Raw genomic sequence first — 23713 nt, forward strand, 5'->3', positions numbered from 1 at the left:
CCGAATAATAATGTGTCAAAATTTTTCTTTAATCATACTTACTAACATATAGACATATTTCCCGCTTTTGCTCTCATTCATTCGTATTAGCTGCATGGTTGGCATGTCGGCTTTGTCGTACACTTTGTTAAACAGTCTGGAGGAAATAATGAAAGAAACCGATATTGCAGGCATTTTAACGTCCACTCACACCATTGCGCTGGTGGGGGCAAGCGACAAACCCGATCGTCCCAGCTATCGCGTGATGAAATATCTACTCGACCAGGGGTATCACGTCATTCCGGTTTCGCCAAAAGTTGCTGGCAAAACACTGCTGGGCCAGCAGGGGTATGGCACGCTGGCAGACGTTCCGGAAAAAGTCGATATGGTCGATGTTTTCCGTAATTCAGAAGCGGCGTGGGGCGTAGCGCAGGAAGCGATCGCCATCGGCGCGAAAACCCTCTGGATGCAACTGGGGGTGATTAATGAGCAAGCGGCAGTACTGGCTCGGGATGCCGGATTAAATGTAGTGATGGATCGCTGCCCGGCTATTGAGATCCCTCGCCTGGGCCTGGCCAAATAAAAAATCCCCGGAAGGCAAAAACCTTCCGGGGATTTGTTCAGGGATTAGTTACGCAGACGCGGGGCCTGGAGTTGTTTGCGGATGGTCTGCGCCAGCTCATCCATGGATGGCTGTTCAGGATGTTCATCCTGCAATTCGCTACTTAGCTGGGCTTCAGCCAGGTAGGTATGAACCGGTAGGCCGTTATCGTCCTCCATCACCACGTGATACCACGGAGCGGCGCGAAGCTCGTCATTCACCGCCAGCTCATCAGGCGACGGTTCAGAGAGCGAATAAACCGGGTCGATATCCACGACCACTCCGAGATAACCTAACAGGGAATGGCGGACCTGCTGGCCGATACCGAATTTGCTGGCAATCATAGTCACCTCCCGGGAAATCTTTACCTTTGATATAAGGGTAAAATTCCACATTTCAAGTTACATGACGCGACAGGCAAACCCTTTCAGATATAGCCCTTCCGGATAGGTAGCGATCACCGGATGATCGGCTGCCTGACGGAACTGCTCTATAAATTGTACATCACGACCGGCATCAATTGCGGCATCTGCGATGATTTTCTGAAATAAATCGCTGGTCATCAGGCCAGAACAGGAGAAAGTCAGGAGAACTCCGCCTTCATTCAGCAACTGAATCGCCAGCATGTTGATGTCTTTATAGCCACGACACGCGCCCATCAACTGGCTTTTATTCTCAACAAACTTCGGCGGGTCCATCACGATAACGTCAAATTTTTCACCGCGATCGCGATAGGTACGCAGCAATTTAAAGACATCATCACGGACAAACTCAGCCTTGCTCAGATCCAGTTTGTTCAGCTCAACGTTCTGCCGTGCAATATCCAGGGCTTCCTGGGAGGTATCAACGCTGACAACCTGGCTGCAACCGCCCATCAGTGCCGATACGGCGAAACCACCGGTATAGGAGAAACAGTTCAGTACGCGTTTATTTTCAACGTAGCGGCGGGTAGCCAGGCGGCTATCACGCTGATCCAGGTAGTAGCCCGTTTTGTGTCCGTGCTGAATATCCACCAGCAGCTTCATGCCGTGTTCTTCAATCGGCAGCAGGGCAGGCGGCAACTCGCCGATGACGGGGCCCTGGGTCAGCTCCATCCCTTCTTTTTTACGTACCGCGACGTCGCTGCGATCGTAAATCGCACATTCGGGGTAGAGCGTTTGCAGGGCACTAATTAATGCCGCGCGCTGATATTCTGCCCCAGCACTCAGCAGTTGCAGCACCAGAAAATTACCGAAACGATCGATAGTAATACCCGGCAGGCCATCAGATTCTCCGGCGATTAAACGATAGCTGTTGAGGCCATCTTTTTGCGCCAGCCAGTCACGCCATTTTTGTGCTTGTTGTAAACGTCGGGTAAAAAAAGCAATGTCGATAGACTCAGACGGGTCAAACGTCCAGACGCGCGCCCGGATTTGCGAAGCTGGCGAATAAGCGCCGCGTGCTAACCATTTTCCCTGATGATCAACAATATCGATGGTTTCACCGAGGCTGGCTTTACCTTCCATGCGGGCAACGGCCCCGGAAAAGATCCACGGATGGCGACGAAGTAATGATTTTTCGCGCCCTTTGGCTAACACTAAACGTACACTCATAATTTACTTTTCTGTCGATGCAAAGAAATGGGCGTCATTGTCCGGAGTTTTCCATGGATTTGCAACGCGTCCATTAAGGATAAGGAGAGCAGCAATGTCGAAAGTCTGCATAATTGCCTGGGTTTACGGGCGAGTTCAGGGCGTAGGATTCCGCTACACCACGCAGTACGAAGCGAAAAAACTGGGACTAACCGGGTACGCCAAAAATCTTGACGATGGCAGCGTGGAAGTGGTTGCCTGCGGTGAAGAAGGGCAGGTGGAAAAATTAATGCAGTGGTTAAAAAGTGGCGGCCCGCGTTCAGCGCGTGTGGAACGGGTGCTTAGCGAGCCGCATCATCCCTCCGGGGAGTTAACGGATTTTCGTATCCGTTAAATGCATTTTACCGGTTTAGGCAGGCCAGCAATTTTGGTGGCTTGCTTTGCCGGACCTTTCGGGAACAGTCGGTACAGATAGCGGCTATTGCCTTTCTCTTCGCCAAATTTATTCGCCATCGCTTTTACCAGCATACGAATCGCCGGAGAAGTATTGAATTCCAGATAGAAATCACGCACAAAACGCACCACTTCCCAGTGTTCTGGCGACAGCGCAATCCCTTCGTTCTCTGCAATCACCACCGCCAGTGGCTCACTCCACTGGCTGCTTTCTTTGAGATAGCCTTCGGTATCCGTTTCTATCTCTTTACCTTCGAAGATCAGCATAATTCTTTACTACCTTAATCAGACTGGCGGCAGTGTAACAAAAAACAAAGCCCCGCATAAAGCGAGGCTATGAAAGTGTTAGTGGGTGAGATTAATCGCGGCTGGCGAAACCCAGAATGCTCAGCAGGCTGACGAAGATGTTGTACAGCGAAACATACAGGCTAACCGTGGCACGAATATAGTTCGTTTCACCGCCATGAATGATGTTGCTGGTTTCAAACAAAATAGCGCCAGAGGAGATCAGAATGAAGACCGCGCTGATCGCCAGATGCAGAGCAGGCAGTTGCAGGAAGATATTAGCAACCATACCAATCAGCACCACCACAATACCCGCCATCAGCATACCGCCAAGGAATGACATATCTTTGCGGGTGGTCAGCACATATGCAGAGCAGCAGAAGAACACTAACGCCGTTCCGCCCAGTGCCATAGCGATTACGTCACCCATTCCGGCAGCCAGATAGGTATTCAAAATTGGCCCGAGGATATAACCCAGAAAACCGGTAAAGGCGAATGCGGAGATAATCCCGGTCGGCTTATTCGCCGTTTTGTAGGTCAGGAACATCAAACCATACATACCCACCAGCGTCAGAATCAGACCCGGAGATGGCAGCATCAGCACCGTACTGGCAGTTGCGGTAATCGCCGAAAAGGCCAGCGTCAGGCTCAGCAGAAAATAGGTATTACGCAGCACCTTATGGGTGCTAAGCAGTGATGTACGGTCATGTGAAGAACTAACAATACGATCCATTGAGTCACTCTCTATGACAGATGTAATTAATTAAGCAGCATAATGATAATGCGTAAGGGCACCCAGAAGTTTTACCCATCTTTACGCATTTGATCTGGAACAGGTTTAACAGCGGATTATCAGGTCATTAAGCAAATATAACGCCCTGAGAATTTCGACAGGCAAAAGAAAAAGGGGTTAGCATTTAGCTAACCCCTTATCTTATTTGGCGGAAGCGCAGAGATTCGAACTCTGGAACCCTTTCGGGTCGCCGGTTTTCAAGACCGGTGCCTTCAACCTCTCGGCCACACTTCCGGAATGACGCGCACTATAAACATCCCGATGCGGCGTGTAAACCCCTAATTTGTTTGTTTGCCTGAAAAACAGCCAAAAGTGCATTGATAGCGTGAAATAACAGCAGATTGATCATTTCATCACCATGAATTCCTTCTCTTTTACTCGTTTGGCAACCGGCTAAACATCCCCACTGCCCGGCAAAAAGAAAAATAGGTCCATTTTTATCGCTAAAAGATAAATCCACACAGTTTGTATTGTTTCGTGCAAAAGTTTCACTACGCTTTATTAACAATACTTTCTGGCGACGTGCGCCAGTGCAGAAGGATGAGCTTTCGTTTTCAGCATCTCACGTGAAGCGATGGTTTGCCTTGCTACAGGGACGTCGCTTGCCGACCATAAGCGCCCGGTGTCCTGCCGGTGTCGCAAGGAGAAGAGACGTGCGATATGAATAACGAGGAAACATTTTACCAGGCCATGCGGCGTCAGGGCGTTACCCGGCGCAGCTTTCTCAAATATTGCAGTCTGGCTGCCACGTCGCTGGGATTAGGCGCGGGAATGGCACCAAAGATTGCCTGGGCGCTGGAGAACAAACCGCGCATTCCGGTGGTATGGATCCACGGTCTGGAATGCACCTGCTGTACCGAATCTTTTATCCGCTCCGCTCACCCGCTGGCAAAGGACGTCATCCTTTCCCTGATTTCCCTCGATTACGACGATACTTTGATGGCTGCCGCCGGAACCCAGGCGGAAGAAGTCTTTGAAGACATCATCACGCAATACAATGGCAAATATATCCTCGCAGTAGAAGGTAATCCGCCGCTGGGCGAGCAGGGGATGTTCTGTATCAGCAGCGGACGACCGTTTATTGAGAAACTCAAACGTGCCGCTGCCGGAGCCAGTGCGATTATCGCCTGGGGAACCTGCGCGTCCTGGGGCTGCGTGCAGGCCGCGCGACCCAATCCGACGCAGGCAACGCCTATCGACAAAGTCATCACCGACAAACCTATTATCAAAGTACCTGGCTGCCCGCCGATCCCGGATGTGATGAGCGCCATCATTACTTACATGGTGACCTTTGATCGCTTGCCAGATGTCGACAGAATGGGCCGTCCGTTGATGTTCTATGGTCAGCGAATCCACGATAAATGCTATCGCCGCGCCCACTTCGACGCCGGAGAGTTCGTCCAGAGTTGGGACGATGACGCTGCCCGCAAAGGTTACTGCCTGTACAAAATGGGCTGCAAAGGGCCTACCACCTATAACGCCTGTTCCTCCACACGCTGGAATGATGGCGTTTCTTTCCCAATCCAGTCTGGTCACGGCTGCCTGGGCTGTGCGGAAAATGGTTTCTGGGATCGCGGTTCGTTCTACAGCCGCGTGGTCGATATTCCGCAAATGGGTACTCATTCCACCGCCGATACCGTCGGCTTAACCGCGCTTGGCGTGGTGGCAGCGGCTGTTGGTGTGCACGCAGTCGCCAGCGCCGTTGACCAGCGCAGACGTCATAACCAGCAACCTACAGAAACCGAACATCAGCCAGGCAATGAGGATAAACAGGCATGAGCACTCAGTACGAAACTCAGGGATACACCATCAATAATGCCGGACGCCGCCTGGTGGTCGACCCGATTACGCGCATTGAAGGCCACATGCGCTGCGAAGTGAATATTAACGATCAGAATGTGATCACCAATGCCGTCTCCTGCGGCACCATGTTTCGCGGACTGGAGATCATCCTGCAAGGGCGTGACCCGCGCGATGCGTGGGCGTTCGTTGAACGTATTTGCGGTGTCTGTACTGGCGTACACGCCCTGGCTTCGGTTTACGCCATCGAAGATGCCATCGGTATTAAAGTGCCGGACAATGCCAATATCATCCGCAACATTATGCTGGCGACGCTCTGGTGCCATGACCATCTGGTGCACTTTTATCAGCTTGCCGGGATGGACTGGATCGATGTGTTAGATGCGCTGAAAGCCGATCCGCGGAAAACCTCCGAACTGGCGCAAAGTCTCTCCTCATGGCCGAAATCATCCCCTGGCTATTTCTTCGACGTACAAAACCGTCTGAAGAAATTCGTTGAAGGCGGGCAGTTGGGGATCTTCCGCAATGGCTACTGGGGGCACCCGCAGTACAAACTGCCGCCAGAAGCCAACCTGATGGGCTTTGCCCACTATCTTGAAGCTCTCGATTTCCAACGTGAAATTGTCAAAATCCACGCGGTCTTTGGCGGTAAAAACCCACACCCAAACTGGATTGTCGGCGGGATGCCTTGCGCCATTAACATTGACGAAAGCGGCGCGGTCGGGGCGGTCAATATGGAACGCCTGAACCTGGTGCAGTCAATCATTACCCGTACGGCGGATTTCATTAACAACGTGATGATCCCCGACGCCTTAGCCATCGGTCAGTTCAACAAGCCGTGGAGCGAAATCGGCACGGGTCTTTCTGATAAATGTGTCCTCAGCTACGGCGCATTCCCGGATATTGCCAACGACTTTGGCGAGAAAAGTCTGTTGATGCCTGGCGGCGCGGTGATTAACGGCGACTTCAACAATGTGCTGCCAGTGGATTTGGTTGATCCGCAGCAGGTGCAGGAGTTTGTCGATCACGCCTGGTATCGTTATCCCAACGATCAGGTCGGGCGTCATCCGTTCGATGGTATTACCGACCCGTGGTACAACCCCGGCGATGTCAAAGGCAGCGATACCAACATTCAGCAGCTGAATGAACAGGAACGCTACTCGTGGATCAAAGCGCCACGCTGGCGCGGTAACGCGATGGAAGTGGGGCCGCTGGCACGCACGTTAATCGCTTATCACAAAGGCGATGCGGCGACCGTTGAGTCGGTCGATCGCATGATGTCGGCGTTGAACCTACCGCTTTCCGGCATCCAGTCAACGTTAGGCCGCATTTTGTGTCGCGCGCACGAAGCGCAGTGGGCCGCAGGCAAGTTGCAATATTTCTTCGACAAGCTGATGACCAATCTCAAAAACGGCAATCTCGCCACCGCCTCCACTGAGAAGTGGGAACCAGCAACCTGGCCGACAGAGTGCCGTGGTGTCGGCTTTACCGAAGCGCCGCGCGGAGCGTTAGGCCACTGGGCCGCCATTCGCGATGGCAAGATTGATCTCTACCAGTGCGTGGTGCCGACCACCTGGAACGCCAGCCCGCGCGATCCTAAAGGGCAAATTGGCGCTTATGAAGCGGCGCTGATGAACACCAAAATGGCGATCCCCGAGCAACCGCTGGAGATCCTGCGTACTCTGCACAGCTTTGATCCGTGCCTCGCCTGTTCAACACACGTGCTGGGCGACGACGGTAGCGAGCTGATCTCCGTGCAGGTGCGTTAACAGCGAAGGAGAATCATCATGCAACAGAAAAGCGACAACGTTGTCAGCCACTATGTCTTTGAAGCGCCAGTGCGTATCTGGCACTGGCTGACGGTGTTATGCATGGCGGTGTTGATGGTCACCGGATACTTTATCGGCAAGCCGCTACCTTCCGTCAGCGGCGAGGCGACGTATCTGTTCTATATGGGCTACATCAGGTTAATTCACTTCAGCGCCGGGATGGTTTTTACCGTGGTCTTGCTGATGCGGATCTACTGGGCTTTTGTTGGCAATCGTTACTCCCGCGAACTGTTTATCGTGCCGGTATGGCGTAAAAGCTGGTGGCAGGGCGTGTGGTATGAAATCCGCTGGTATCTGTTTCTGGCAAAACGTCCGAGTGCCGATATAGGCCATAACCCCATCGCCCAGGCGGCGATGTTCGGCTATTTCCTGATGTCAGTTTTTATGATCATCACCGGCTTTGCGCTGTACAGCGAACACAGCCAGTACGCTATTTTTGCGCCGTTCCGTTATGTGGTGGAATTTTTCTACTGGACGGGCGGCAACTCAATGGACATTCACAGCTGGCATCGGCTGGGGATGTGGCTGATTGGCGCGTTTGTGATCGGTCATGTCTACATGGCGCTGCGTGAAGACATCATGTCCGACGACACGGTGATCTCCACCATGGTTAACGGCTACCGTAGCCACAAATTTGGCAAAATAAGTAACAAGGAGCGTTCATGAGCGAGCAACGCGTGGTGGTAATGGGGCTGGGTAACCTGCTGTGGGCCGATGAAGGCTTCGGCGTGCGGGTGGCGGAACGGCTGTATGCCCATTATCACTGGCCCGAGGATGTGGAGATTGTCGATGGCGGCACCCAAGGACTGAACTTGCTGGGGTATGTCGAAAGCGCCAGTCATCTGTTGATTCTCGATGCCATTGATTACGGGCTGGAACCCGGAACGCTACGAACGTATGCCGGAGAACGCATTCCGGCTTATCTCAGCGCGAAGAAAATGAGCCTGCACCAGAACAGTTTCTCCGAAGTACTGGCGCTGGCAGATATCCGCGGAAATCTGCCAGCACATATTGCCCTCGTCGGCCTGCAACCCGCGATGCTCGACGACTACGGCGGTAGCCTGAGCGAACTGGCTCGGGAGCAACTGCCCGCCGCGGAACAGGCGGCGCTGGCGCAACTGGCTGCGTGGGGAATTGAGCCGCAACCGGCTAATGAATCGCGCTGTCTCAATTATGACTGTCTGTCGATGGAAAACTACGAAGGCGTTCGCTTGCGCCAGTACCGGATGACGCTGGAGGAGCAGGAATGAGCAACGACACGCCATTTGATGCGTTGTGGCAACGTATGCTGGCGCGCGGCTGGACGCCGATCAGTGAATCCCGTCTTGACGACTGGCTTACGCAAGCGCCAGACGGTGTGGTGTTATTAAGCAGTGACCCGAAACGCACGCCAGAGGTCAGCGATAATCCGGTAATGATTGGCGAATTACTGCGCGAGTTTCCTGATTATACATGGCAGGTAGCGATTGCCGACCTTGAGCAGAGCGAAGCCATCGGCGATCGCTTTGGCGTCTTTCGCTTTCCCGCCACATTAGTGTTTACCGGCGGAAACTATCGCGGCGTGCTGAATGGTATTCACCCGTGGGCGGAACTGATAAACCTGATGCGTGGGCTTGTCGAACCACAACAGGAGCGTGCCTCATGAGCGAAACTTTTTTCCATCTGCTGGGGCCAGGAACGCAACCGAACGATGACAGTTTCAGCATGAATCCACTGCCGATCACCTGTCAGGTGAATGATGAACCGAGTATGGCGGCCCTGGAGCAATGTGCTCACAGCCCGCAGGTGATTGCGCTGTTAAACGAGTTACAACATCAACTAAGCGAACGCCAGCCGCCGTTGGGCGAGGTGCTGGCAGTCGATCTGTTAAATCTCAACACCGACGATCGTCACTTTATCAATACGCTTCTCGGGGAAGGGGAAGTGTCAGTGCGCATACAGCAGGCTGACGACAGTGAAAGTGAAATACAGGAGGCGATCTTCTGCGGATTATGGCGGGTGCGCAGACGTCGCGGCGACAAGTTGCTGGAGGACAAACTGGAGGCTGGCTGCGCGCCGCTGGCATTGTGGCAGGCGGCAACGCAAAACGTCTTGCCGACAGATTCGCTGTTACCGCCGCCCATTGATGGCCTGATGAATGGCCTACCGTTGGCGCATGAGTTACTGGCGCATGTACGTAACCCCGACGCGCAGCCGCACAGCATTAATCTGACGCAATTACCCATCAGCGAGGCTGATCGGCTTTTTCTCTCACGTCTCTGTGGGCCGGGAAATATTCAGATTCGTACCATTGGCTATGGCGAGAGCTATATCAACGCCACGGGGTTACGCCATGTCTGGCATTTACGCTGTACGGACACCTTAAAAGGCCCGTTACTGGAAAGTTATGAAATCTGCCCAATACCGGAAGTGGTGCTGGCAGCGCCAGAAGATTTGGTCGACTCTGCGCAGCGGCTTAGCGAGGTATGTCAGTGGCTGGCGGAAGGTGCACCGACGTAAAAAGACGGTAAGTATCGCTTTCAGTCTTATGAATATCGCAATCGGCGAATACCTCTGGTCGTAGAGTTTCAGGATAAAGAGGGAGATCTACCATTATCGGGTTATTTTTCTCTCTTCGCCTACAGGAGTGCGCATGTGTGATGTCATTGATTTATCGCGCTGGCAGTTTGCTCTGACCGCGCTGTATCACTTTTTATTTGTACCCCTTACCCTGGGGCTGATTTTTTTGCTGGCTATCATGGAAACCATATACGTGGTCACCGGCAAAACAATCTACCGCGATATGACGCGCTTCTGGGGTAAGCTCTTCGGTATCAACTTTGCTCTTGGCGTGGCTACCGGCCTGACCATGGAGTTTCAGTTTGGTACTAACTGGTCATTCTATTCCAACTATGTGGGCGATATTTTTGGCGCACCGCTGGCGATGGAAGCATTAATGGCCTTCTTCCTCGAATCCACCTTTGTCGGGCTGTTCTTCTTCGGCTGGCAACGGCTGAATAAATACCAGCATCTGCTGGTGACGTGGCTGGTGGCGTTCGGTTCAAATCTCTCTGCATTGTGGATATTGAATGCCAACGGTTGGATGCAATACCCGACCGGTGCGCATTTTGATATCGACACCCTGCGTATGGAGATGACCAGTTTCAGCGAGTTGGTCTTTAACCCGGTCAGCCAGGTGAAATTTGTGCACACCGTAATGGCGGGATACGTGACCGGGGCCATGTTTATTATGGCGATCAGCGCCTGGTATTTACTGCGCGGACGGGAGCGCGATGTCGCATTACGCTCGTTTTCCATCGGTTCCGTCTTCGGTACTCTGGCGATTATCGGCACGCTGCAACTCGGAGACAGTTCTGCGTATGAAGTCGCGCAAGTACAACCGGTAAAACTGGCGGCGATGGAAGGGGAGTGGCAAACGGAACCTGCACCTGCACCGTTCCATGTGGTTGCCTGGCCGGAACAGGATCAAGAGCGTAACGCCTTTGCTATCAAAATTCCCGCGCTGCTAGGGATCCTCGCCACTCACTCATTAGATAAACCCGTGCCGGGTCTGAAGAATTTGATGGCTGAAACCTACCCACGCTTGCAACGCGGACGTATGGCCTGGCTGTTAATGCAGGAAATATCGCAAGGCAATCGTGAGCCGCATGTGTTGCAGGCATTCCGGGAGCTGGAAGGCGACCTGGGTTACGGCATGTTGCTCTCCCGCTATGCGCCGGATATGAATCATGTCACAGCCGCACAGTACCAGGCGGCGATGCGTGGCGCGATACCTCAGGTTGCGCCGGTATTCTGGAGTTTCCGCATCATGGTGGGCTGTGGTTCCCTGCTGTTACTGGTGATGCTGATTGCGCTTGTCCAGACGCTGCGTGGCAAAATCGACCAGCATCGCTGGGTGCTGAAAATGGCGCTCTGGAGTTTGCCGCTGCCGTGGATTGCGATTGAAGCCGGATGGTTTATGACCGAGTTTGGTCGTCAGCCGTGGGCGATACAGGACATCTTACCGACATACTCCGCGCACTCCGCCTTAACCACAGGACAACTGGCTTTCTCACTGATCATGATCGTAGGGCTTTACACCCTGTTCTTAATCGCCGAAGTCTACCTGATGCAGAAATATGCCCGTCTGGGGCCGAGCGCGATGCAGAGTGAACAACCGACGCAGCAACAGGGGTAAAGGAGAAAATCATGTTTGATTATGAAACATTGCGCTTCATCTGGTGGCTGCTGATTGGCGTGATCCTGGTGGTCTTTATGGTCTCCGACGGATTTGACATGGGGATCGGCTGTCTGCTGCCGCTGGTGGCGCGTAATGATGATGAACGTCGGATAGTGATAAACAGCGTTGGCGCGCACTGGGAAGGCAATCAGGTCTGGTTGATCCTCGCAGGTGGGGCATTATTTGCCGCCTGGCCCAGAGTGTATGCAGCGGCGTTTTCCGGCTTTTATGTGGCGATGATCCTGGTGCTGTGCTCGCTGTTCTTCCGCCCGCTGGCCTTTGATTATCGCGGAAAAATTGCCGATGCACGCTGGCGTAAAATGTGGGATGCCGGTCTGGTCATCGGCAGTCTGGTGCCGCCGATAGTCTTCGGTATCGCCTTCGGCAACTTGTTGCTCGGCGTGCCGTTTGCCTTCACACCGCAATTACGCGTGGAGTATCTCGGCAGCTTCTGGCAACTGCTGACGCCATTCCCTTTATTGTGCGGATTGCTCAGCCTTGGGATGGTGATTTTGCAAGGTGGCGTCTGGTTACAACTGAAAACTGTTGGTGTGATTCATCTGCGTTCACAGCTGGCGACTAAACGGGCTGCACTGTTGGTGATGCTGTGCTTTTTGCTGGCGGGTTACTGGCTGTGGGTCGGTATTGATGGCTTTGTACTGCTCGCCCAGGATGCTAACGGTCCTTCCAATCCGTTAATGAAACTGGTGGCAGTGCTACCTGGTGCCTGGATGAATAATTTTGTCGAATCGCCCGTTTTGTGGATCTTCCCGCTGCTGGGGTTCTTCTGCCCATTGCTGACGGTGATGGCGATTTATCGTGGTCGCCCGGGTTGGGGATTTTTGATGGCATCATTGATGCAATTTGGCGTGATTTTCACGGCAGGCATCACGCTGTTCCCCTTTGTCATGCCGTCAAGCGTGAGTCCAATCTCCAGCCTGACGTTGTGGGACAGCACTTCCAGTCAGCTGACGCTGAGCATTATGTTGGTAATCGTGCTGATATTTTTGCCCATTGTGTTGCTCTACACTCTCTGGAGCTACTACAAAATGTGGGGGCGCATGACAACAGAAACTCTCCGCCGTAACGAAAACGAGTTGTACTAAGGAGCAGGAACAATGTGGTATTTACTTTGGTTCGTTGGCATTTTGTTGATGTGTTCGCTCTCCACCCTTGTGTTGGTATGGCTGGACCCGCGTCTGAAAAGTTAACGAACGTAAGTCTGATGCGGCGCATTAGCGTCGTATCAGGCAATCAATAATGTCGGATATGAAAAGCGGAAACATATCGATGAAAGCGATCTTGATCCCATTTTTATCTCTTCTGATTCCGTTAACCCCGCAATCTGCATTCGCTAAGAGTGAGCCGGAGCTGAAGCTGGAAAGTGTGGTGATTGTCAGTCGTCATGGTGTGCGTGCCCCAACCAAGGCCACGCAACTGATGCAGGATGTCACCCCAGACGCATGGCCAACATGGCCGGTAAAACTGGGGTGGCTGACACCGCGCGGTGGTGAGCTAATCGCTTATCTCGGACATTACCAACGCCAGCGTCTGGTGGCTGACGGATTGCTGGCGAAAAAGGGCTGCCCGCAGCCTGGTCAGGTCGCGATTATTGCTGATGTCGACGAGCGTACCCGTAAAACAGGCGAAGCCTTCGCCGCCGGGCTGGCACCTGACTGTGCAATAACCGTACATACCCAGGCAGATACGTCCAGTCCCGATCCGTTATTTAATCCTCTAAAAACTGGCGTTTGCCAACTGGATAACGCGAATGTGACTGACGCGATCCTCAGCAGGGCAGGAGGGTCAATTGCTGACTTTACCGGGCATCGACAAACGGCGTTTCGCGAACTGGAACAGGTGCTTAATTTCCCACAATCAAACTTGTGCCTTAACCGTGAGAAACAGGACGAAAGCTGTTCATTAACGCAGGCATTACCATCGGAACTCAAGGTGAGCGCCGACAATGTCTCATTAACAGGTGCGGTAAGCCTAGCGTCAATGCTGACGGAGATATTTCTCCTGCAACAAGCACAGGGAATGCCGGAGCCGGGGTGGGGAAGGATCACCGATTCACACCAGTGGAACACCTTGCTAAGCCTGCATAACGCGCAGTTTTATTTGCTACAACGCACGCCAGAGGTTGCCCGCAGCCGCGCCACCCCGTTGTTGGATTTGATCATGACAGCGTTGACGCCCCATCCACTGCAAAAACAGGTGTATGGTGTGACATTACCCACTTCAGTGCTGTTTATCGCCGGACACGATACTAATCTGGCAAATCTCGGCGGCGCACTGGAGCTCAACTGGACGCTTCCAGGTCAGCCGGATAACACACCGCCAGGTGGTGAACTGGTGTTTGAACGCTGGCGTCGGCTAAGCGATAACAGCCAGTGGATTCAGGTTTCGCTGGTCTTCCAGACTTTACAGCAGATGCGTGATAAAACGCCGCTATCATTAAATACGCCGCCCGGAGAGGTGAAACTGACCCTGGCAGGATGTGAAGAGCGAAATGCGCAGGGCATGTGTTCGTTGGCCGGTTTTACGCAAATCGTGAATGAAGCACGCATACCGGCGTGCAGTTTGTAATGCATAAAAAAAGAGCATTCAGTTACCTGAATGCTCTGAAGCTGATGACAAACGAAGAACTGTCTGATGCGTAGGCTGGAAAAGGCGTTCACGCCGCATCCGGCCACCTTACCTTCAGTTTTACTCTTTCTCGGAGTAACTATAACCGTAATAGTTATAGCCGTAACTGTAAGCGGTGCTGGCGCGTTTTATCACACCATTGAGGATTGCGCCTTTAATATTAACGCCAGCCTGTTCCAGACGCTGCATTGACAAGCTCACCTCTTTGGCGGTGTTCAGGCCAAAACGCGCAACCAGCAGGCTGGTGCCGACAGAGCGCCCCACGACCGCAGCATCGCTCACCGCCAGCATCGGCGGCGTATCGACAATCACCAGATCGTAATGGTCGTTCGCCCATTCCAGTAATTGACGCATCCGATCGCGCATCAGCAGTTCAGACGGGTTAGGTGGCACCTGACCGCGAGTAATCACATCAAAGCCTCCTTTGCCAAAATGCTGGATCACTTTGTTGAGCTCATCTTTCCCTGCCAGATATTCCGACAAGCCATGTTCATTACTCACGGTAAACAGGTTATGCGAATAACCACGACGTAAGTCGGCATCAATAAATAACACTTTTTGATCGGACTGGGCGATCACCGCCGCCAGAGTTGAACTGACGAACGTTTTACCACTGTCTGGCGTCGCACCGGTGATCATCAGAATGTTATTCTCTGTCTCCATCATAGCGAAGTGCAGACTGGTTCGTAGCGCACGTACGGCTTCCACAGCAGAATCCGCCGGGTTATCCACCGCCAGGAAGGGGATATTTTTAGTACGATGGCGCTGCTGATTAGAAAATAAATTTTTCTTACGCAGACGGGTACGCTTATCCAGCCACTCGGACATCGGGATAGTGGCATAAACGCTGATGCCGTGCTCTTCCAGTTGTTCTGGTGCTTCTACACCACGACGCAACATCGCACGCGCCAGCACGGCACCCACCGAAATAAACAGGCCAAGAATAAAACCAAGCACCACATTCAACGCTTTTTTCGGTTTCACTGGCTGCGGCTGAGTGACTGCCGGGTCGATAATCCGCACGTTACCAATCGCACTGGATTTCGAAATACTCAACTCCTGCTGGCGGTTAAGTAATTGCAGATATACCGCACGGCCCGCTTCTACGTCACGACTTAAACGCAATACTTCCTGTTGAGTGGAAGGCATTGCCGATACCCGCTTATTCAGGCGTTTGCGTTCTTGCTCCAGCGTCTGGCGTTTTTCCAGCAGCGCACGATAAGTTGGGTGATCTTTCTTATACAGCTGGGAGATCTCTGCCTCGCGGAAGGTCAGCTCATTGAGTTGATTATCAACGTTAACAATCTGCTCAAGAACGGCTTTGGCTTCCAGGTTAAGGTCAACCGAATCGCGCTGCTGGCGATAAACGTTGAGTTTTTCTTCCGCCTGGTCCAGCTCGCTGCGCACTTCAGGCAACTGGCGCTGTAAGAATTCAAGGCTTTGTGAATCCTGCGCCGCCTGGCGAGCGATATTCTGTTGCAAATAGTTGTTAGCGATGCTGTTCAGAATACGGGTAATCAACTGGGGATCATCACCGGTCATGGTAAGTTCCAGCATCCCGCTTTCTTTACTGCGTTCGCTAACGGTAAAGGTTTCCTGCAACGCGTTAATCGCTTCCAGTTCGGTACGCTGGCTCAGGACAAACTGTGTTCCTGGTTTGGCCTTAATGTCCGCGATAGTCAGCGCAACGCCATCTTTTTCCAGACGCTGACCGACCATACCATTGACGGTGAACTCTTCACCTTCCAGCGTATAGTGGCCGTTTTCCCCAACCGTGAGTGTCAGTTGCTGATCCTGACCATTCAGTTGTGGAATATGCATCCAGCTGATCGCCAGCTCACCAGGTTTCTCTTTGGTTAATCTCGCCCAGCCGCGACCCACAATCGGAAAATACTTCTGCTCAACCATGTCGCGCAGATTCAGTTCAGCAATGGTTTTACCGAGAATCATGCGCGATTGCAGCAGTTGTATCTCCGGTGCAGACTCGGGCGATGAGTTAGGGATCATATCGCTCAGGCCGCTGAGAATGGCGTTGCCCTGTTTCTGCTCAACCTGGACCAGAGTATCTGCCTGATAAATTGGTGTGCTTAACAGCGAGTAAGCGACAGCGATCAGCGTGAATAACGCAGTCACGCTGATAATAAACTTACGGTGATCCCATAACTCGCCGACCAGACGAAGCAGATCGATCTCATTTTCCTGAGTGCTGCCTGGTGGCGTATTCATATTTTTAGTTGTCATCGTATTTTATAAACTCAAATTACCGGCTGAGGCGCTTCGCCCATTCCTGACTGGCGCGCTCCAACATACCGTAGACATGTTCAAATGCGTCCTGACTTTTACGATAGGGATCCGGGATCTCTTTCTGTTCCAGCCATTGCCCAAACAGCATTGTCTTCCCGCGGACCTCGGGAGCGATTGCGGTAACCTGAGCAATATGTTCCGACTCCATTGCCAGAATCAGATCGTAATTTCGTGCCATCTCAGCAGTGAGCTTACGTCCGGCATGTCCTTCAAGAGATACGCCATGATTTGCGGCAACATCTGCTGCTGTCGCATCTGCAGGGTGTTTTACCAGACCATGAACACCTGCCGATTTGACTTTTACGCCTGGCAGACGTTTACGCAGCAAGCGCTCGCCAATGGGCGAACGGCAAATGTTGCCGGTACAAACCACCAGGATTGAGTTAAATTTTAGTTGGGCCATGTTTGAATCCACCGTGAAGTCTCTGTCAGGTCATGCACCCCGGAAATCGTCGGTACCAGCAGAGAAATCACACGGTTCCAACGAGCCAGCGGCGCGGTAGTGACATAAACAATGTCGTAAGGTTCAAGCTGGAATTCCGTTCCGAGTATCATTGCCGATGCGTCCTTCGCATTCAGCTGATAAATATTGGCGATTTTGCCATTCTGCTTGTTTTGCGTTGCACGAATAACAAAAATCCCCGTCGCATCAGCGACATCCTGATTCATACCCTCAGCGTTACCCAGTGCTTCCGCCAGGGTCATACCGCTGCGGTCCATTTTCAGCGTGCTCTGTTTACCCACTTCACCCATCACGAAGACTTTCAAATCATCGTTACGCGGAATAAATAAAATATCGCCCGGGTGCAGCAGTTTGTTCTGGCGCAAGTCGCCACGCTGCATCAGCGCATAGAGGTTCACTTTGGTCTTTACGCCATTCTGGGTGAGCACCACGTTGCGCCAGTCTGCATCTGCGGTCAGACCGCCCGCGGCGTTAATCGCATCCATGATGGTCAGAGGAATATTGGTAATCGGCTGCTGACCCGATTTGCTGACTTCGCCGGTGACGTACGCTTTTTGCGATCGGAACGCCGCGACGCTGACATCGACCTGCGGGCTTTCAATGACTGAATCCAGACGCGCTGTAATCTCGTTGCGTACCTGGGTAAGCGTTTTCCCGGCCACTTTCAGGCGACCAATATAAGGGTAGAAAATTGCACCATCAGCGTTAACCCAGTTGCCGGTATCACTGGCGCTACGATATTGCCCTGCGGGTGTGGTTAGTTCCGGGTGATCCCAGACCGTAACCATCAACACATCACCAATGCCGATACGATATTCATAGTTCGCGATTTGCTGCTCCAGCTCCGGGTTAGCCTGCGACATAATCGGTTTGGCGCGCAGCTGATCAATCAATCCTGGCGTGACGGGATAGATATTGACCATTTTGTCCAGGTCATACTGATTGTCAGGTAGTTCAATGACATCCTTGTTACTGGTCGATAAATTCTGACCAGGAACAAGGGTACATGCTGTCAAAGACAGAACAGCCAATGTCAGTACCGAAAACTTAAAAATGTTCTTTTTCATTGGTTTATATTTATCAGTCATTGTAATGTTATGAATTACGTCAGGTTATTGTCCAACCGGTACTTCTCGCTCTGCCGTCATTGGATAGAGCTGGTATTTGCGTGACAGCATTTGTCCACCATCACGCGTCAATGGTGTCCACGAAACCACCGCGCGGTTGCGGTTAGGTCCAATGGTCATCAAGTCGAACGGAATCGAGATATAAAAACCTTTACTAAAGCCGCCTTCGCCGTAGTCATCTTTAGATACGTTACTGATTGCCGCCCATATTCCTACTGCCACACCGCTGTCAAAGCGCTTGGCGACGTCGATCGTTGCGCCTTTATCTTTTGCCAGATATTGCCCAACGCTAAGTTTCATCAGTACGCCATTGAGCGTCGGCGGGTTCCAGTAAGCCGTCACGAAACCTGTGGGTGTGGAATAATCGGTGAAGCGCATCATGTTGTCCCAGTCACGTTGCTTCACGTAGTTAACGTCCACACCCAGCGCCCAGCTGGCATCTAGCGGGCGATAAAGCAGCTCGGAACCGACACCGGCGTACATCGTTTCCAGATAACCGCCATACACCTGGCCATAGAAACCATTGCCTAAGTCGGCAAAGTAGTTCGCCTGCAAGTTGTTGAGATAAACGTCATTGCGAACGTAGTCACGGATATGCGTGCGCACGCGGGGGAGGGTAGAGTCCGCGGGTAACAGCGAAGACTTAAACTTGTCGTAGTTGTTGTAAATATTGGTGAAAATACCGCCATCAAGCAGCAGGTGATCGGTAAACCAGTAGCGGGCGCTGGACATCAGCCCCAACTGGAACATATAGAAATCTTCCGGGCCGCCCAGCGACTGTGAAAGTGTTGGGTTGAAAGAGTAGCTAAAGCGATCTTCACGAATACGGTAGCCCCGACCAAAGGCAGAAAGATCTTCGGCTTCAACTCGTTGTTGTTGCAGTTGCTCTGATTTACCAGGCGCTGTACCGGCCAGCTGTTTGCGCAGGCTGGCTACGTCGGTTTCGGTAGTCACCATCGCCATATGCTCGCGCTTTTGCGTCACGCTAATCTTCTCAACGCCTTGCGGCAGGTTATTCACCAGAATCCGGTTGGCACGATCGACCGCTTCGCGAGAATCACGGTATTTGTATTGTTGACCAGACATATACAGCGTCTTATCGCGCAGCTGAATTTCCGGTGCTTCAAAACCTGCGTTGTACTTCAGCGCGGTAAGTTGGTTCGCTACTGTGGTGTACTGCAATCCTTCAGATTCCGGCGCAGGTTGATATGCCGGTTTTGGCGTATCGCGCAGGGCAGGGCGCAGATCGTTGAAATTGGTCCGTAACGTGAAGCCAAACATCAACGTGTTACCGCGTTCATAACTCAGGTTGAGATCTGCCCAGCTGGCAGCGCGATAAACTGCGCCGACGTTGAAATGGCTTGCCTGCGGCAATTTGCCCGCAAAATCATTCTGGTAATTGTTGCCATCGTATTCGAGTTTCAGACGCAGAGGATTCCACGGCGTTTGATACTCAATACCGCCAAAAATAGAGGCTGGACCACGAAAGATATCGCTAAAGCTGATATCTCCCGCATCGTGAGACTCTGCGCGATGGCAATATTTATCGCTTACCCGACAAAACGGGTTGGTAATATTGCCCGCATTACCGGCGTAGCCCCAGGCCATCCCGAGGGTGAAATCGAACGGGCCCGCTTGCTTGCTGGCCACCAAATATTCACCGTCAAACAGACCCGTACCAGCAATATCACGTTTACCAAACGCCACTTGCGGTAGCCAGTAACCTTCTTCCCACAGGCGAAGTTTAAAATCGAAAGATTTGTCTTTGTATGACTGATCGCCGCTGAAATCTTCCCACTGGCTATATTTGCGTGTGCGCACATCCGTATAACGAATGGTGCCTTCCAGCCATGGGAACAGCGCCACGGACGTGGAGTAGAAACGGTATTGATCGTTATCCCGGTAGTTGACGCTGAATTCACCTTCCGGTGCGATGCGCGCATTTGGCATCTGCAACAATCCTGTGCCGCCAAAGTCTGATTGCGACGACCCCAGCGGATCCGGGTAGGTTAATACTTCAGCATGACAGGCACTGGAGACGGCAATGGCCAGGCAGCTTAAAAGATAAGAGTTCTTCTTCATCAGTCAGGAACACGTTGCGTTAAAACAGACACAATCTGGTCATTTAAATCAGCATATTTTTCGGGCAGTACATGCGCAGAAAAGCCCAACCAAAGCTGGCTGCCAGGCGGTGGTTCCACATGTCTTTTATTCCACAGGGCAACAGGGGCGACGACAGTCTCACCCTCAGGCGTAATCACCATAACGTTATTCTTGTCCGCGCCTGCAAGACGGGGGGTATCTTGCAGATAATCGGTAACGCAACGGCCTGCCTGCCAGGGCAATTGCCCAGCCCCAGAAACCGCACCCAGCAGAGTAATAGTCACCGGACGCTGTACGGTATAGAGCGTATAGTCCCCGACCAGCGGGGGATTGCTGTTCTCATCCACTCGTACAAAATCAGGGTCCAGTTTGACCGGTAAGCGACCAGTGATATTGAGATTGAGTAACTGCTGGCGCACGGATTTAATCGTTGCCGCCACATCGTCGTCAGCTTCTGCTTCCCAGGAAGCAAGCTGTGCCATGACATGTTGGTAGTCTTTAAGCGCTTTAGCTTTCGCTGCGGAGTCGGTCAGCAAGGCACCAGGCCACCAGAGGCGATCGCGCAGTTGCGGTTGTGTCACCAACTGGGCAACATTCTCTACGGGGCCAACGGAAAGTGTCTGTTGTTCGCCAGGCAGATAAATAGTCACCGTTCCTTGCGCAAAGGCATGGGGTGTCATTACGTAAAGTACGCTGGCAATGAAATACGACTGTAATTTATTCATGGTGCGGGTTTAAGAAACGTCATTTCTACGGGAATAACCCCTGCGCCTAACATTTGCCGACTTTGACGAACCTGGCCAGTAGCCGAATCGACCCAGAATGTGTTTTGCCACTGTTTTTCTGGCAGCGTGGAAGTCACCTCTTCCTGCCAGACATTACACAGCACATTGCGACCCGCAATATTCAGCGTCTCTAATCCAGCAAAGGAAAAAGTGGAACTCAGGGTCGCAGAGCGAAAATGGTTGTCTTCACTCCAGAGAATATCGCGCGTCCAGCGGCTGCCGTCTTTTATTGCCAGCGCGTTACGCAGAGGGTCCTGCCCGGAATTTGTCACTTCCAGCAGATTATTATTAAGTTTGACGGTTTTTAAAAGACGTCCATTGTGGGTAACCAGCATGGCGTTATCCTGGGATAACCATTTGCTTTGTTCTTGTTCTATATATCCCAGTACCACAAAGATTCGTTGCCCTTCATTAAGGCGTAAATACATCGTGGAATAAGGCAACGCCTGGATCTGCTGATCCGCTACGGTGATATCCTGATTATCGAATAGGCTGGCGCGAAATGTATCGACCATACTTTGCTGGCTGTGCGTACATCCCGCAAGAAATAGTGCGAAAATCGATAAAATAAGAGGGCGCACCTTTAATCCTTGAAAGGTTAATTAAAAAAATGCAAATCTCTAAAGCCCGGTACGAATATCGCAACCGGGTATCATTTAACTTTAATTTTGACGCGTTAAAGCAGTATTAGCGCGTAGTGGACGTGGTGGTTGAGGTGTTATGAGAACCGCCATCGCCACTGTCATTTGCTGCAACTACTGCCAACGTCGCCACACCAACAGCCGTTGCCACACCGACAACTGTCGCCGTGCCGACAGCGCCAGCAGCAACGCCACCAGTGGTAGCAGCAGTCGTGGTTGCGCCGGTAGTGGTCGTTGTGGTGCCAGTAGTACCCGTCGTTGCCTCGGTCCCGTTTGTTGCTTCAGGGGCAGCAAACGCAGCTGGCGTCGTCAACATGAAGGCCATAAGGATTGCAGAAAGCTTGTGTTTCATAACTTTTCCTTTATTCATCGCATGGACAATACGTACGCTTGAGATCAGGATTGTCTACTTTGAGTATAACATTCTTGTGAAATCTCCCTTTCCTCATACCGCTTGCACTTTATACTGCGGGTGAGAAAGGCGCGCAGAGGGAAATATAAGATTGTTAACGATTTCCCTCTGGAAATACGACTTGTGATCATAAGATAAATCTTAGCAAAATACAAATTAAAGATAAGAAAATTGTTAAGAAAGCTATTAATTATTGTTGGTAATATAGTTTCAAGTGGTACTATAACTGGCTGTTAAGTGGCATTTATAACTATTAGGTGTAGAGGTATTCGCTTAAATGGATTAGTTTCCTGGTGAAAAGGTAACTTGCGTTATAATGTGTGGTGTTGACTATTGAACTATGCCAATAAAACCAGTCAGCTTTAAACAAGCCGCTCATATTAAGAGAGATAAACATTTGCCGCTGTTGGTCCTCGCAGGCCATTTACGCGGCAAAATTCCACGCGTAATCCTGGTATAAGCACTTCTGCGTCGCGGGGAGTGAATGCGGAAATATGGACCTGGACTTCTTTACGACCGTCGGAGGGGATAATGAATCCTTTGCCGCTTTTGCGATCAAAGGTTTTGACAATTCCTGTCATTTTACGGGACAAACAAATTCCTTACTGAAAATACTGCGCTGCACTATACGGGGTTAATAAAATAAAGCCAGCGATATTTAAGACCGCCGGACGGCTAAAATAAAATTTGCTTAATCTCAATTATCATGCGTTAATAGCTGCGTCGGTTTGAAAGACAGACAGCATACAAAGTAGTTTACTAAAGCAGTTCTCATTATCAGGCATTATCCCCTTCTTTTGAGTCTCTCTCCTGAACACTAAGTAGTTTCTGTATTAAAGCCCTGTTTGCCGAAAGGCCCAAAATGAAGGAAGTAAAATATGTCTAATAAAATGACTGGTTTAGTAAAATGGTTTAACGCAGATAAAGGTTTTGGCTTTATCACTCCTGATGATGGCAGCAAAGACGTTTTCGTCCATTTCACCGCCATCCAGAGCAATGAATTCCGCACGCTGAACGAAAATCAGAAAGTTGAATTTTCTATTGAGCAGGGGCAACGTGGCCCCGCGGCAGCGAACGTTGTTACGCTCTAAGGTTGCCGTTATTACTCAACATCTCCATTTCCGCTGTCCATGTTGTCATGGTTCACAGTACCGCACATCGGCATTCGATGTGACGGAGCGAAACCCTTTGGGCGCTAAGTGTATTTTTTGTAAATCGACGATGATCACCTTTGATAACGTCGCGCTGCAAATACGCACTGACCATGCGCCGCTGGATTTCACAAAATAATATCAGGCTCCCTCGTGGAGCCTTTTTTATATCTGCCTTATTTTTCTTCAACGCTGTATGTATAGTAAGCGATAACCTGTTGATTATTGAATCTTTCGGGGAGATGGCTTATAACATTTCTTACCTGACCAGGGTACCGGGAACCAACACCTTACTGGCGTGTTGCTGTCTTTCAAGACCAGACGAGGTTAACAGTGAATATTGAAGAGTTAAAAAAACAAGCCGAAACGGAAATCGCCGACTTTATCGCGCAAAAAATCGCCGAGCTGAACAAGAATACAGGGAAAGAAGTCTCTGAAATTCGCTTCACCGCACGGGAAAAAATGACCGGGCTTGAAAGTTATGATGTCAAAATCAAAATAATGTGATTTTGTGAACATCACCCCGTGCGAGGTGATGTTCCGCTTGT

Annotated in this window: 28 protein-coding genes and 1 tRNA gene; 16 read left to right on the plus strand and 13 right to left on the minus strand. The window is 51.5% G+C overall.

Going from position 1 to position 23713, the window contains the following annotated elements; genetic code table 11:
* Positions 1 to 148: 148 nt before the first annotated feature.
* Positions 149 to 562 (plus strand): CoA-binding protein, encoded by a 414-nt coding sequence (locus ACJHX7_RS01160; RefSeq protein ID WP_000665217.1) that lies wholly within the window; start codon positions 149 to 151, stop codon positions 560 to 562.
* 44 nt (positions 563 to 606) lie between these two features.
* Here the strand turns inward: ACJHX7_RS01160 and hspQ are convergent, their stop codons facing one another.
* Together hspQ and rlmI are read right to left on the minus strand one after the other, a co-directional pair.
* On the minus strand, positions 607 to 924 hold the full coding sequence (gene hspQ, locus ACJHX7_RS01165) for a heat shock protein HspQ (protein ID WP_001295356.1): 318 nt from the start codon (positions 922 to 924) through the stop codon (positions 607 to 609).
* 57 nt (positions 925 to 981) lie between these two features.
* On the minus strand, positions 982 to 2172 hold the full coding sequence (gene rlmI / locus ACJHX7_RS01170; protein WP_094029819.1) for a 23S rRNA (cytosine(1962)-C(5))-methyltransferase RlmI: 1191 nt from the start codon (positions 2170 to 2172) through the stop codon (positions 982 to 984).
* A 94-nt stretch (positions 2173 to 2266) separates the two neighbouring features.
* On the opposite strand from rlmI, the gene yccX reads away from it, so the two are divergent.
* Positions 2267 to 2545: an acylphosphatase gene (gene yccX, locus ACJHX7_RS01175; RefSeq protein WP_000048236.1), complete on the plus strand. Its 279-nt coding sequence runs from the start codon at positions 2267 to 2269 to the stop codon at positions 2543 to 2545.
* Here the strand turns inward: yccX and tusE are convergent.
* The 3 genes from tusE to ACJHX7_RS01190 all read right to left on the minus strand — a co-directional run bounded on the left by tusE (position 2542) and on the right by ACJHX7_RS01190 (position 3916).
* A complete protein-coding gene (gene tusE / locus ACJHX7_RS01180; protein WP_000904439.1) occupies positions 2542 to 2871 on the minus strand; it encodes a sulfurtransferase TusE in 330 nt (109 codons plus the stop codon). The two genes, yccX and tusE, sit on opposite strands and share 4 nt — an antisense overlap.
* A 91-nt stretch (positions 2872 to 2962) precedes the next feature.
* Positions 2963 to 3622 carry an FtsH protease modulator YccA gene (gene yccA / locus ACJHX7_RS01185; protein WP_000375131.1) on the minus strand — a complete coding sequence of 220 codons (660 nt, stop codon included), beginning with the start codon at positions 3620 to 3622 and terminating at the stop codon, positions 2963 to 2965.
* Between the two features lie 206 nt (positions 3623 to 3828).
* A tRNA-Ser gene (locus ACJHX7_RS01190) sits at positions 3829 to 3916 on the minus strand.
* Positions 3917 to 4342: 426 nt separating this feature from the next.
* Here ACJHX7_RS01190 and hyaA point away from each other — a divergent pair.
* The 10 genes from hyaA (at position 4343) to appA (ending at position 14119) form a co-directional block, all read left to right on the plus strand.
* Positions 4343 to 5461: a hydrogenase 1 small subunit gene (hyaA, locus tag ACJHX7_RS01195; protein WP_001058323.1), complete on the plus strand. Its 1119-nt coding sequence runs from the start codon at positions 4343 to 4345 to the stop codon at positions 5459 to 5461.
* Positions 5458 to 7251, plus strand: coding sequence for a Ni/Fe-hydrogenase large subunit (gene hyaB, locus ACJHX7_RS01200; RefSeq protein ID WP_000107384.1), 1794 nt, complete (start codon positions 5458 to 5460; stop codon positions 7249 to 7251). Before hyaA ends, hyaB begins: the two co-directional genes overlap by 4 nt.
* A gap of 18 nt (positions 7252 to 7269) precedes the next feature.
* Positions 7270 to 7977 carry a Ni/Fe-hydrogenase b-type cytochrome subunit gene (gene hyaC / locus ACJHX7_RS01205; protein WP_001186424.1) on the plus strand — a complete coding sequence of 236 codons (708 nt, stop codon included), beginning with the start codon at positions 7270 to 7272 and terminating at the stop codon, positions 7975 to 7977.
* Positions 7974 to 8561 (plus strand): hydrogenase 1 maturation protease, encoded by a 588-nt coding sequence (hyaD, locus tag ACJHX7_RS01210; protein ID WP_000003647.1) that lies wholly within the window; start codon positions 7974 to 7976, stop codon positions 8559 to 8561. Before hyaC ends, hyaD begins: the two co-directional genes overlap by 4 nt.
* On the plus strand, positions 8558 to 8956 hold the full coding sequence (gene hyaE / locus ACJHX7_RS01215; protein ID WP_000063961.1) for a hydrogenase-1 operon protein HyaE: 399 nt from the start codon (positions 8558 to 8560) through the stop codon (positions 8954 to 8956). Before hyaD ends, hyaE begins: the two co-directional genes overlap by 4 nt.
* Positions 8953 to 9810 (plus strand): hydrogenase expression/formation protein, encoded by an 858-nt coding sequence (locus tag ACJHX7_RS01220; RefSeq protein WP_094029818.1) that lies wholly within the window; start codon positions 8953 to 8955, stop codon positions 9808 to 9810. The genes hyaE and ACJHX7_RS01220 overlap by 4 nt, the downstream gene beginning before the upstream one ends.
* A gap of 133 nt (positions 9811 to 9943) precedes the next feature.
* Positions 9944 to 11488, plus strand: coding sequence for a cytochrome bd-II oxidase subunit 1 (appC, locus tag ACJHX7_RS01225; protein WP_410231508.1), 1545 nt, complete (start codon positions 9944 to 9946; stop codon positions 11486 to 11488).
* An 11-nt stretch (positions 11489 to 11499) separates the two neighbouring features.
* The gene (appB, locus tag ACJHX7_RS01230; protein WP_094029816.1) at positions 11500 to 12636 is read left to right on the plus strand and encodes a cytochrome d ubiquinol oxidase subunit II; all 1137 of its coding nucleotides are present in this window, start codon (positions 11500 to 11502) and stop codon (positions 12634 to 12636) included.
* A gap of 12 nt (positions 12637 to 12648) precedes the next feature.
* Positions 12649 to 12741 carry a cytochrome bd-II oxidase subunit CbdX gene (cbdX, locus tag ACJHX7_RS01235; protein ID WP_000270305.1) on the plus strand — a complete coding sequence of 31 codons (93 nt, stop codon included), beginning with the start codon at positions 12649 to 12651 and terminating at the stop codon, positions 12739 to 12741.
* Between the two features lie 79 nt (positions 12742 to 12820).
* Entirely contained in the window at positions 12821 to 14119 is a 1299-nt protein-coding gene (gene appA, locus ACJHX7_RS01240) for a bifunctional acid phosphatase/4-phytase (RefSeq protein ID WP_094029836.1), read from the plus strand.
* Between the two features lie 120 nt (positions 14120 to 14239).
* Here appA and etk read toward each other — a convergent pair whose 3' ends face one another.
* The 8 genes from etk to cspH all read right to left on the minus strand — a co-directional run bounded on the left by etk (position 14240) and on the right by cspH (position 22607).
* Positions 14240 to 16420, minus strand: a complete 2181-nt coding sequence (etk, locus tag ACJHX7_RS01245; RefSeq protein ID WP_000208668.1) for a tyrosine-protein kinase — start codon at positions 16418 to 16420, stop codon at positions 14240 to 14242.
* 19 nt (positions 16421 to 16439) lie between these two features.
* A complete protein-coding gene (gene etp / locus ACJHX7_RS01250) occupies positions 16440 to 16886 on the minus strand; it encodes a protein-tyrosine-phosphatase Etp (RefSeq protein ID WP_000057871.1) in 447 nt (148 codons plus the stop codon).
* Positions 16874 to 18013: a polysaccharide export protein gene (locus ACJHX7_RS01255; protein ID WP_001295357.1), complete on the minus strand. Its 1140-nt coding sequence runs from the start codon at positions 18011 to 18013 to the stop codon at positions 16874 to 16876. Before ACJHX7_RS01255 ends, etp begins: the two co-directional genes overlap by 13 nt.
* Before the next feature lie 45 nt (positions 18014 to 18058).
* Positions 18059 to 20155, minus strand: coding sequence for a YjbH domain-containing protein (locus ACJHX7_RS01260; RefSeq protein WP_094029815.1), 2097 nt, complete (start codon positions 20153 to 20155; stop codon positions 18059 to 18061).
* Positions 20155 to 20901 carry a capsule biosynthesis GfcC family protein gene (locus ACJHX7_RS01265; protein WP_094029814.1) on the minus strand — a complete coding sequence of 249 codons (747 nt, stop codon included), beginning with the start codon at positions 20899 to 20901 and terminating at the stop codon, positions 20155 to 20157. Before ACJHX7_RS01265 ends, ACJHX7_RS01260 begins: the two co-directional genes overlap by 1 nt.
* On the minus strand, positions 20898 to 21542 hold the full coding sequence (gene gfcB, locus ACJHX7_RS01270) for a lipoprotein GfcB (protein ID WP_001247609.1): 645 nt from the start codon (positions 21540 to 21542) through the stop codon (positions 20898 to 20900). The genes ACJHX7_RS01265 and gfcB overlap by 4 nt, the downstream gene beginning before the upstream one ends.
* Positions 21543 to 21648: 106 nt before the next feature.
* Complete coding sequence (locus tag ACJHX7_RS01275) at positions 21649 to 21954, minus strand: threonine-rich inner membrane protein GfcA (protein WP_001602151.1); 306 nt, start codon at positions 21952 to 21954, stop codon at positions 21649 to 21651.
* Positions 21955 to 22394: 440 nt separating this feature from the next.
* On the minus strand, positions 22395 to 22607 hold the full coding sequence (gene cspH / locus ACJHX7_RS01280) for a cold shock-like protein CspH (RefSeq protein ID WP_000087763.1): 213 nt from the start codon (positions 22605 to 22607) through the stop codon (positions 22395 to 22397).
* 285 nt (positions 22608 to 22892) lie between these two features.
* Here cspH and cspG point away from each other — a divergent pair, with 285 nt between their 5' ends.
* From cspG to ACJHX7_RS01300, 4 genes are read left to right on the plus strand one after another with little or no spacing between them, the layout of a single operon-like run.
* Positions 22893 to 23105, plus strand: coding sequence for a cold shock protein CspG (gene cspG / locus ACJHX7_RS01285; RefSeq protein ID WP_000066490.1), 213 nt, complete (start codon positions 22893 to 22895; stop codon positions 23103 to 23105).
* A gap of 10 nt (positions 23106 to 23115) precedes the next feature.
* The gene (locus ACJHX7_RS01290) at positions 23116 to 23304 is read left to right on the plus strand and encodes a cold-shock protein (RefSeq protein WP_071524879.1); all 189 of its coding nucleotides are present in this window, start codon (positions 23116 to 23118) and stop codon (positions 23302 to 23304) included.
* Positions 23279 to 23509: a protein YmcE gene (ymcE, locus tag ACJHX7_RS01295; protein ID WP_001323678.1), complete on the plus strand. Its 231-nt coding sequence runs from the start codon at positions 23279 to 23281 to the stop codon at positions 23507 to 23509. The genes ACJHX7_RS01290 and ymcE overlap by 26 nt, the downstream gene beginning before the upstream one ends.
* On the plus strand, positions 23499 to 23672 hold the full coding sequence (locus tag ACJHX7_RS01300; RefSeq protein WP_001019197.1) for a GnsA/GnsB family addiction module toxin: 174 nt from the start codon (positions 23499 to 23501) through the stop codon (positions 23670 to 23672). The genes ymcE and ACJHX7_RS01300 overlap by 11 nt, the downstream gene beginning before the upstream one ends.
* The last annotated feature ends 41 nt before the right edge of the window (positions 23673 to 23713 follow it).

Source organism: Escherichia sp. WS1451 (assembly GCF_046487365.1).
GTDB lineage: Bacteria > Pseudomonadota > Gammaproteobacteria > Enterobacterales > Enterobacteriaceae > Escherichia > Escherichia coli.

Excerpts from the sequence above, each read along its gene's own strand:
- hyaE (WP_000063961.1), top strand. The coding sequence starts at position 8,558 with ATGAGCAACGACACGCCATTTGATGCGTTGTGGCAACGTATGCTGGCG.
- etk (WP_000208668.1), bottom strand. The coding sequence starts at position 16,420 with ATGACAACTAAAAATATGAATACGCCACCAGGCAGCACTCAGGAAAAT.
- cspG (WP_000066490.1), top strand. The coding sequence starts at position 22,893 with ATGTCTAATAAAATGACTGGTTTAGTAAAATGGTTTAACGCAGATAAA.
- ymcE (WP_001323678.1), top strand. The coding sequence starts at position 23,279 with ATGCGCCGCTGGATTTCACAAAATAATATCAGGCTCCCTCGTGGAGCC.
- tusE (WP_000904439.1), bottom strand. The coding sequence starts at position 2,871 with ATGCTGATCTTCGAAGGTAAAGAGATAGAAACGGATACCGAAGGCTAT.
- appC (WP_410231508.1), top strand. The coding sequence starts at position 9,944 with ATGTGTGATGTCATTGATTTATCGCGCTGGCAGTTTGCTCTGACCGCG.
- hyaA (WP_001058323.1), top strand. The coding sequence starts at position 4,343 with ATGAATAACGAGGAAACATTTTACCAGGCCATGCGGCGTCAGGGCGTT.
- ACJHX7_RS01265 (WP_094029814.1), bottom strand. The coding sequence starts at position 20,901 with ATGAATAAATTACAGTCGTATTTCATTGCCAGCGTACTTTACGTAATG.
- yccX (WP_000048236.1), top strand. The coding sequence starts at position 2,267 with ATGTCGAAAGTCTGCATAATTGCCTGGGTTTACGGGCGAGTTCAGGGC.
- hyaD (WP_000003647.1), top strand. The coding sequence starts at position 7,974 with ATGAGCGAGCAACGCGTGGTGGTAATGGGGCTGGGTAACCTGCTGTGG.
- hyaB (WP_000107384.1), top strand. The coding sequence starts at position 5,458 with ATGAGCACTCAGTACGAAACTCAGGGATACACCATCAATAATGCCGGA.
- rlmI (WP_094029819.1), bottom strand. The coding sequence starts at position 2,172 with ATGAGTGTACGTTTAGTGTTAGCCAAAGGGCGCGAAAAATCATTACTT.
- etp (WP_000057871.1), bottom strand. The coding sequence starts at position 16,886 with ATGGCCCAACTAAAATTTAACTCAATCCTGGTGGTTTGTACCGGCAAC.
- appA (WP_094029836.1), top strand. The coding sequence starts at position 12,821 with ATGAAAGCGATCTTGATCCCATTTTTATCTCTTCTGATTCCGTTAACC.
- hyaC (WP_001186424.1), top strand. The coding sequence starts at position 7,270 with ATGCAACAGAAAAGCGACAACGTTGTCAGCCACTATGTCTTTGAAGCG.
- appB (WP_094029816.1), top strand. The coding sequence starts at position 11,500 with ATGTTTGATTATGAAACATTGCGCTTCATCTGGTGGCTGCTGATTGGC.
- ACJHX7_RS01260 (WP_094029815.1), bottom strand. The coding sequence starts at position 20,155 with ATGAAGAAGAACTCTTATCTTTTAAGCTGCCTGGCCATTGCCGTCTCC.
- yccA (WP_000375131.1), bottom strand. The coding sequence starts at position 3,622 with ATGGATCGTATTGTTAGTTCTTCACATGACCGTACATCACTGCTTAGC.
- cbdX (WP_000270305.1), top strand. The coding sequence starts at position 12,649 with ATGTGGTATTTACTTTGGTTCGTTGGCATTTTGTTGATGTGTTCGCTC.
- ACJHX7_RS01220 (WP_094029818.1), top strand. The coding sequence starts at position 8,953 with ATGAGCGAAACTTTTTTCCATCTGCTGGGGCCAGGAACGCAACCGAAC.
- ACJHX7_RS01160 (WP_000665217.1), top strand. The coding sequence starts at position 149 with ATGAAAGAAACCGATATTGCAGGCATTTTAACGTCCACTCACACCATT.
- ACJHX7_RS01275 (WP_001602151.1), bottom strand. The coding sequence starts at position 21,954 with ATGAAACACAAGCTTTCTGCAATCCTTATGGCCTTCATGTTGACGACG.
- hspQ (WP_001295356.1), bottom strand. The coding sequence starts at position 924 with ATGATTGCCAGCAAATTCGGTATCGGCCAGCAGGTCCGCCATTCCCTG.
- ACJHX7_RS01255 (WP_001295357.1), bottom strand. The coding sequence starts at position 18,013 with ATGAAAAAGAACATTTTTAAGTTTTCGGTACTGACATTGGCTGTTCTG.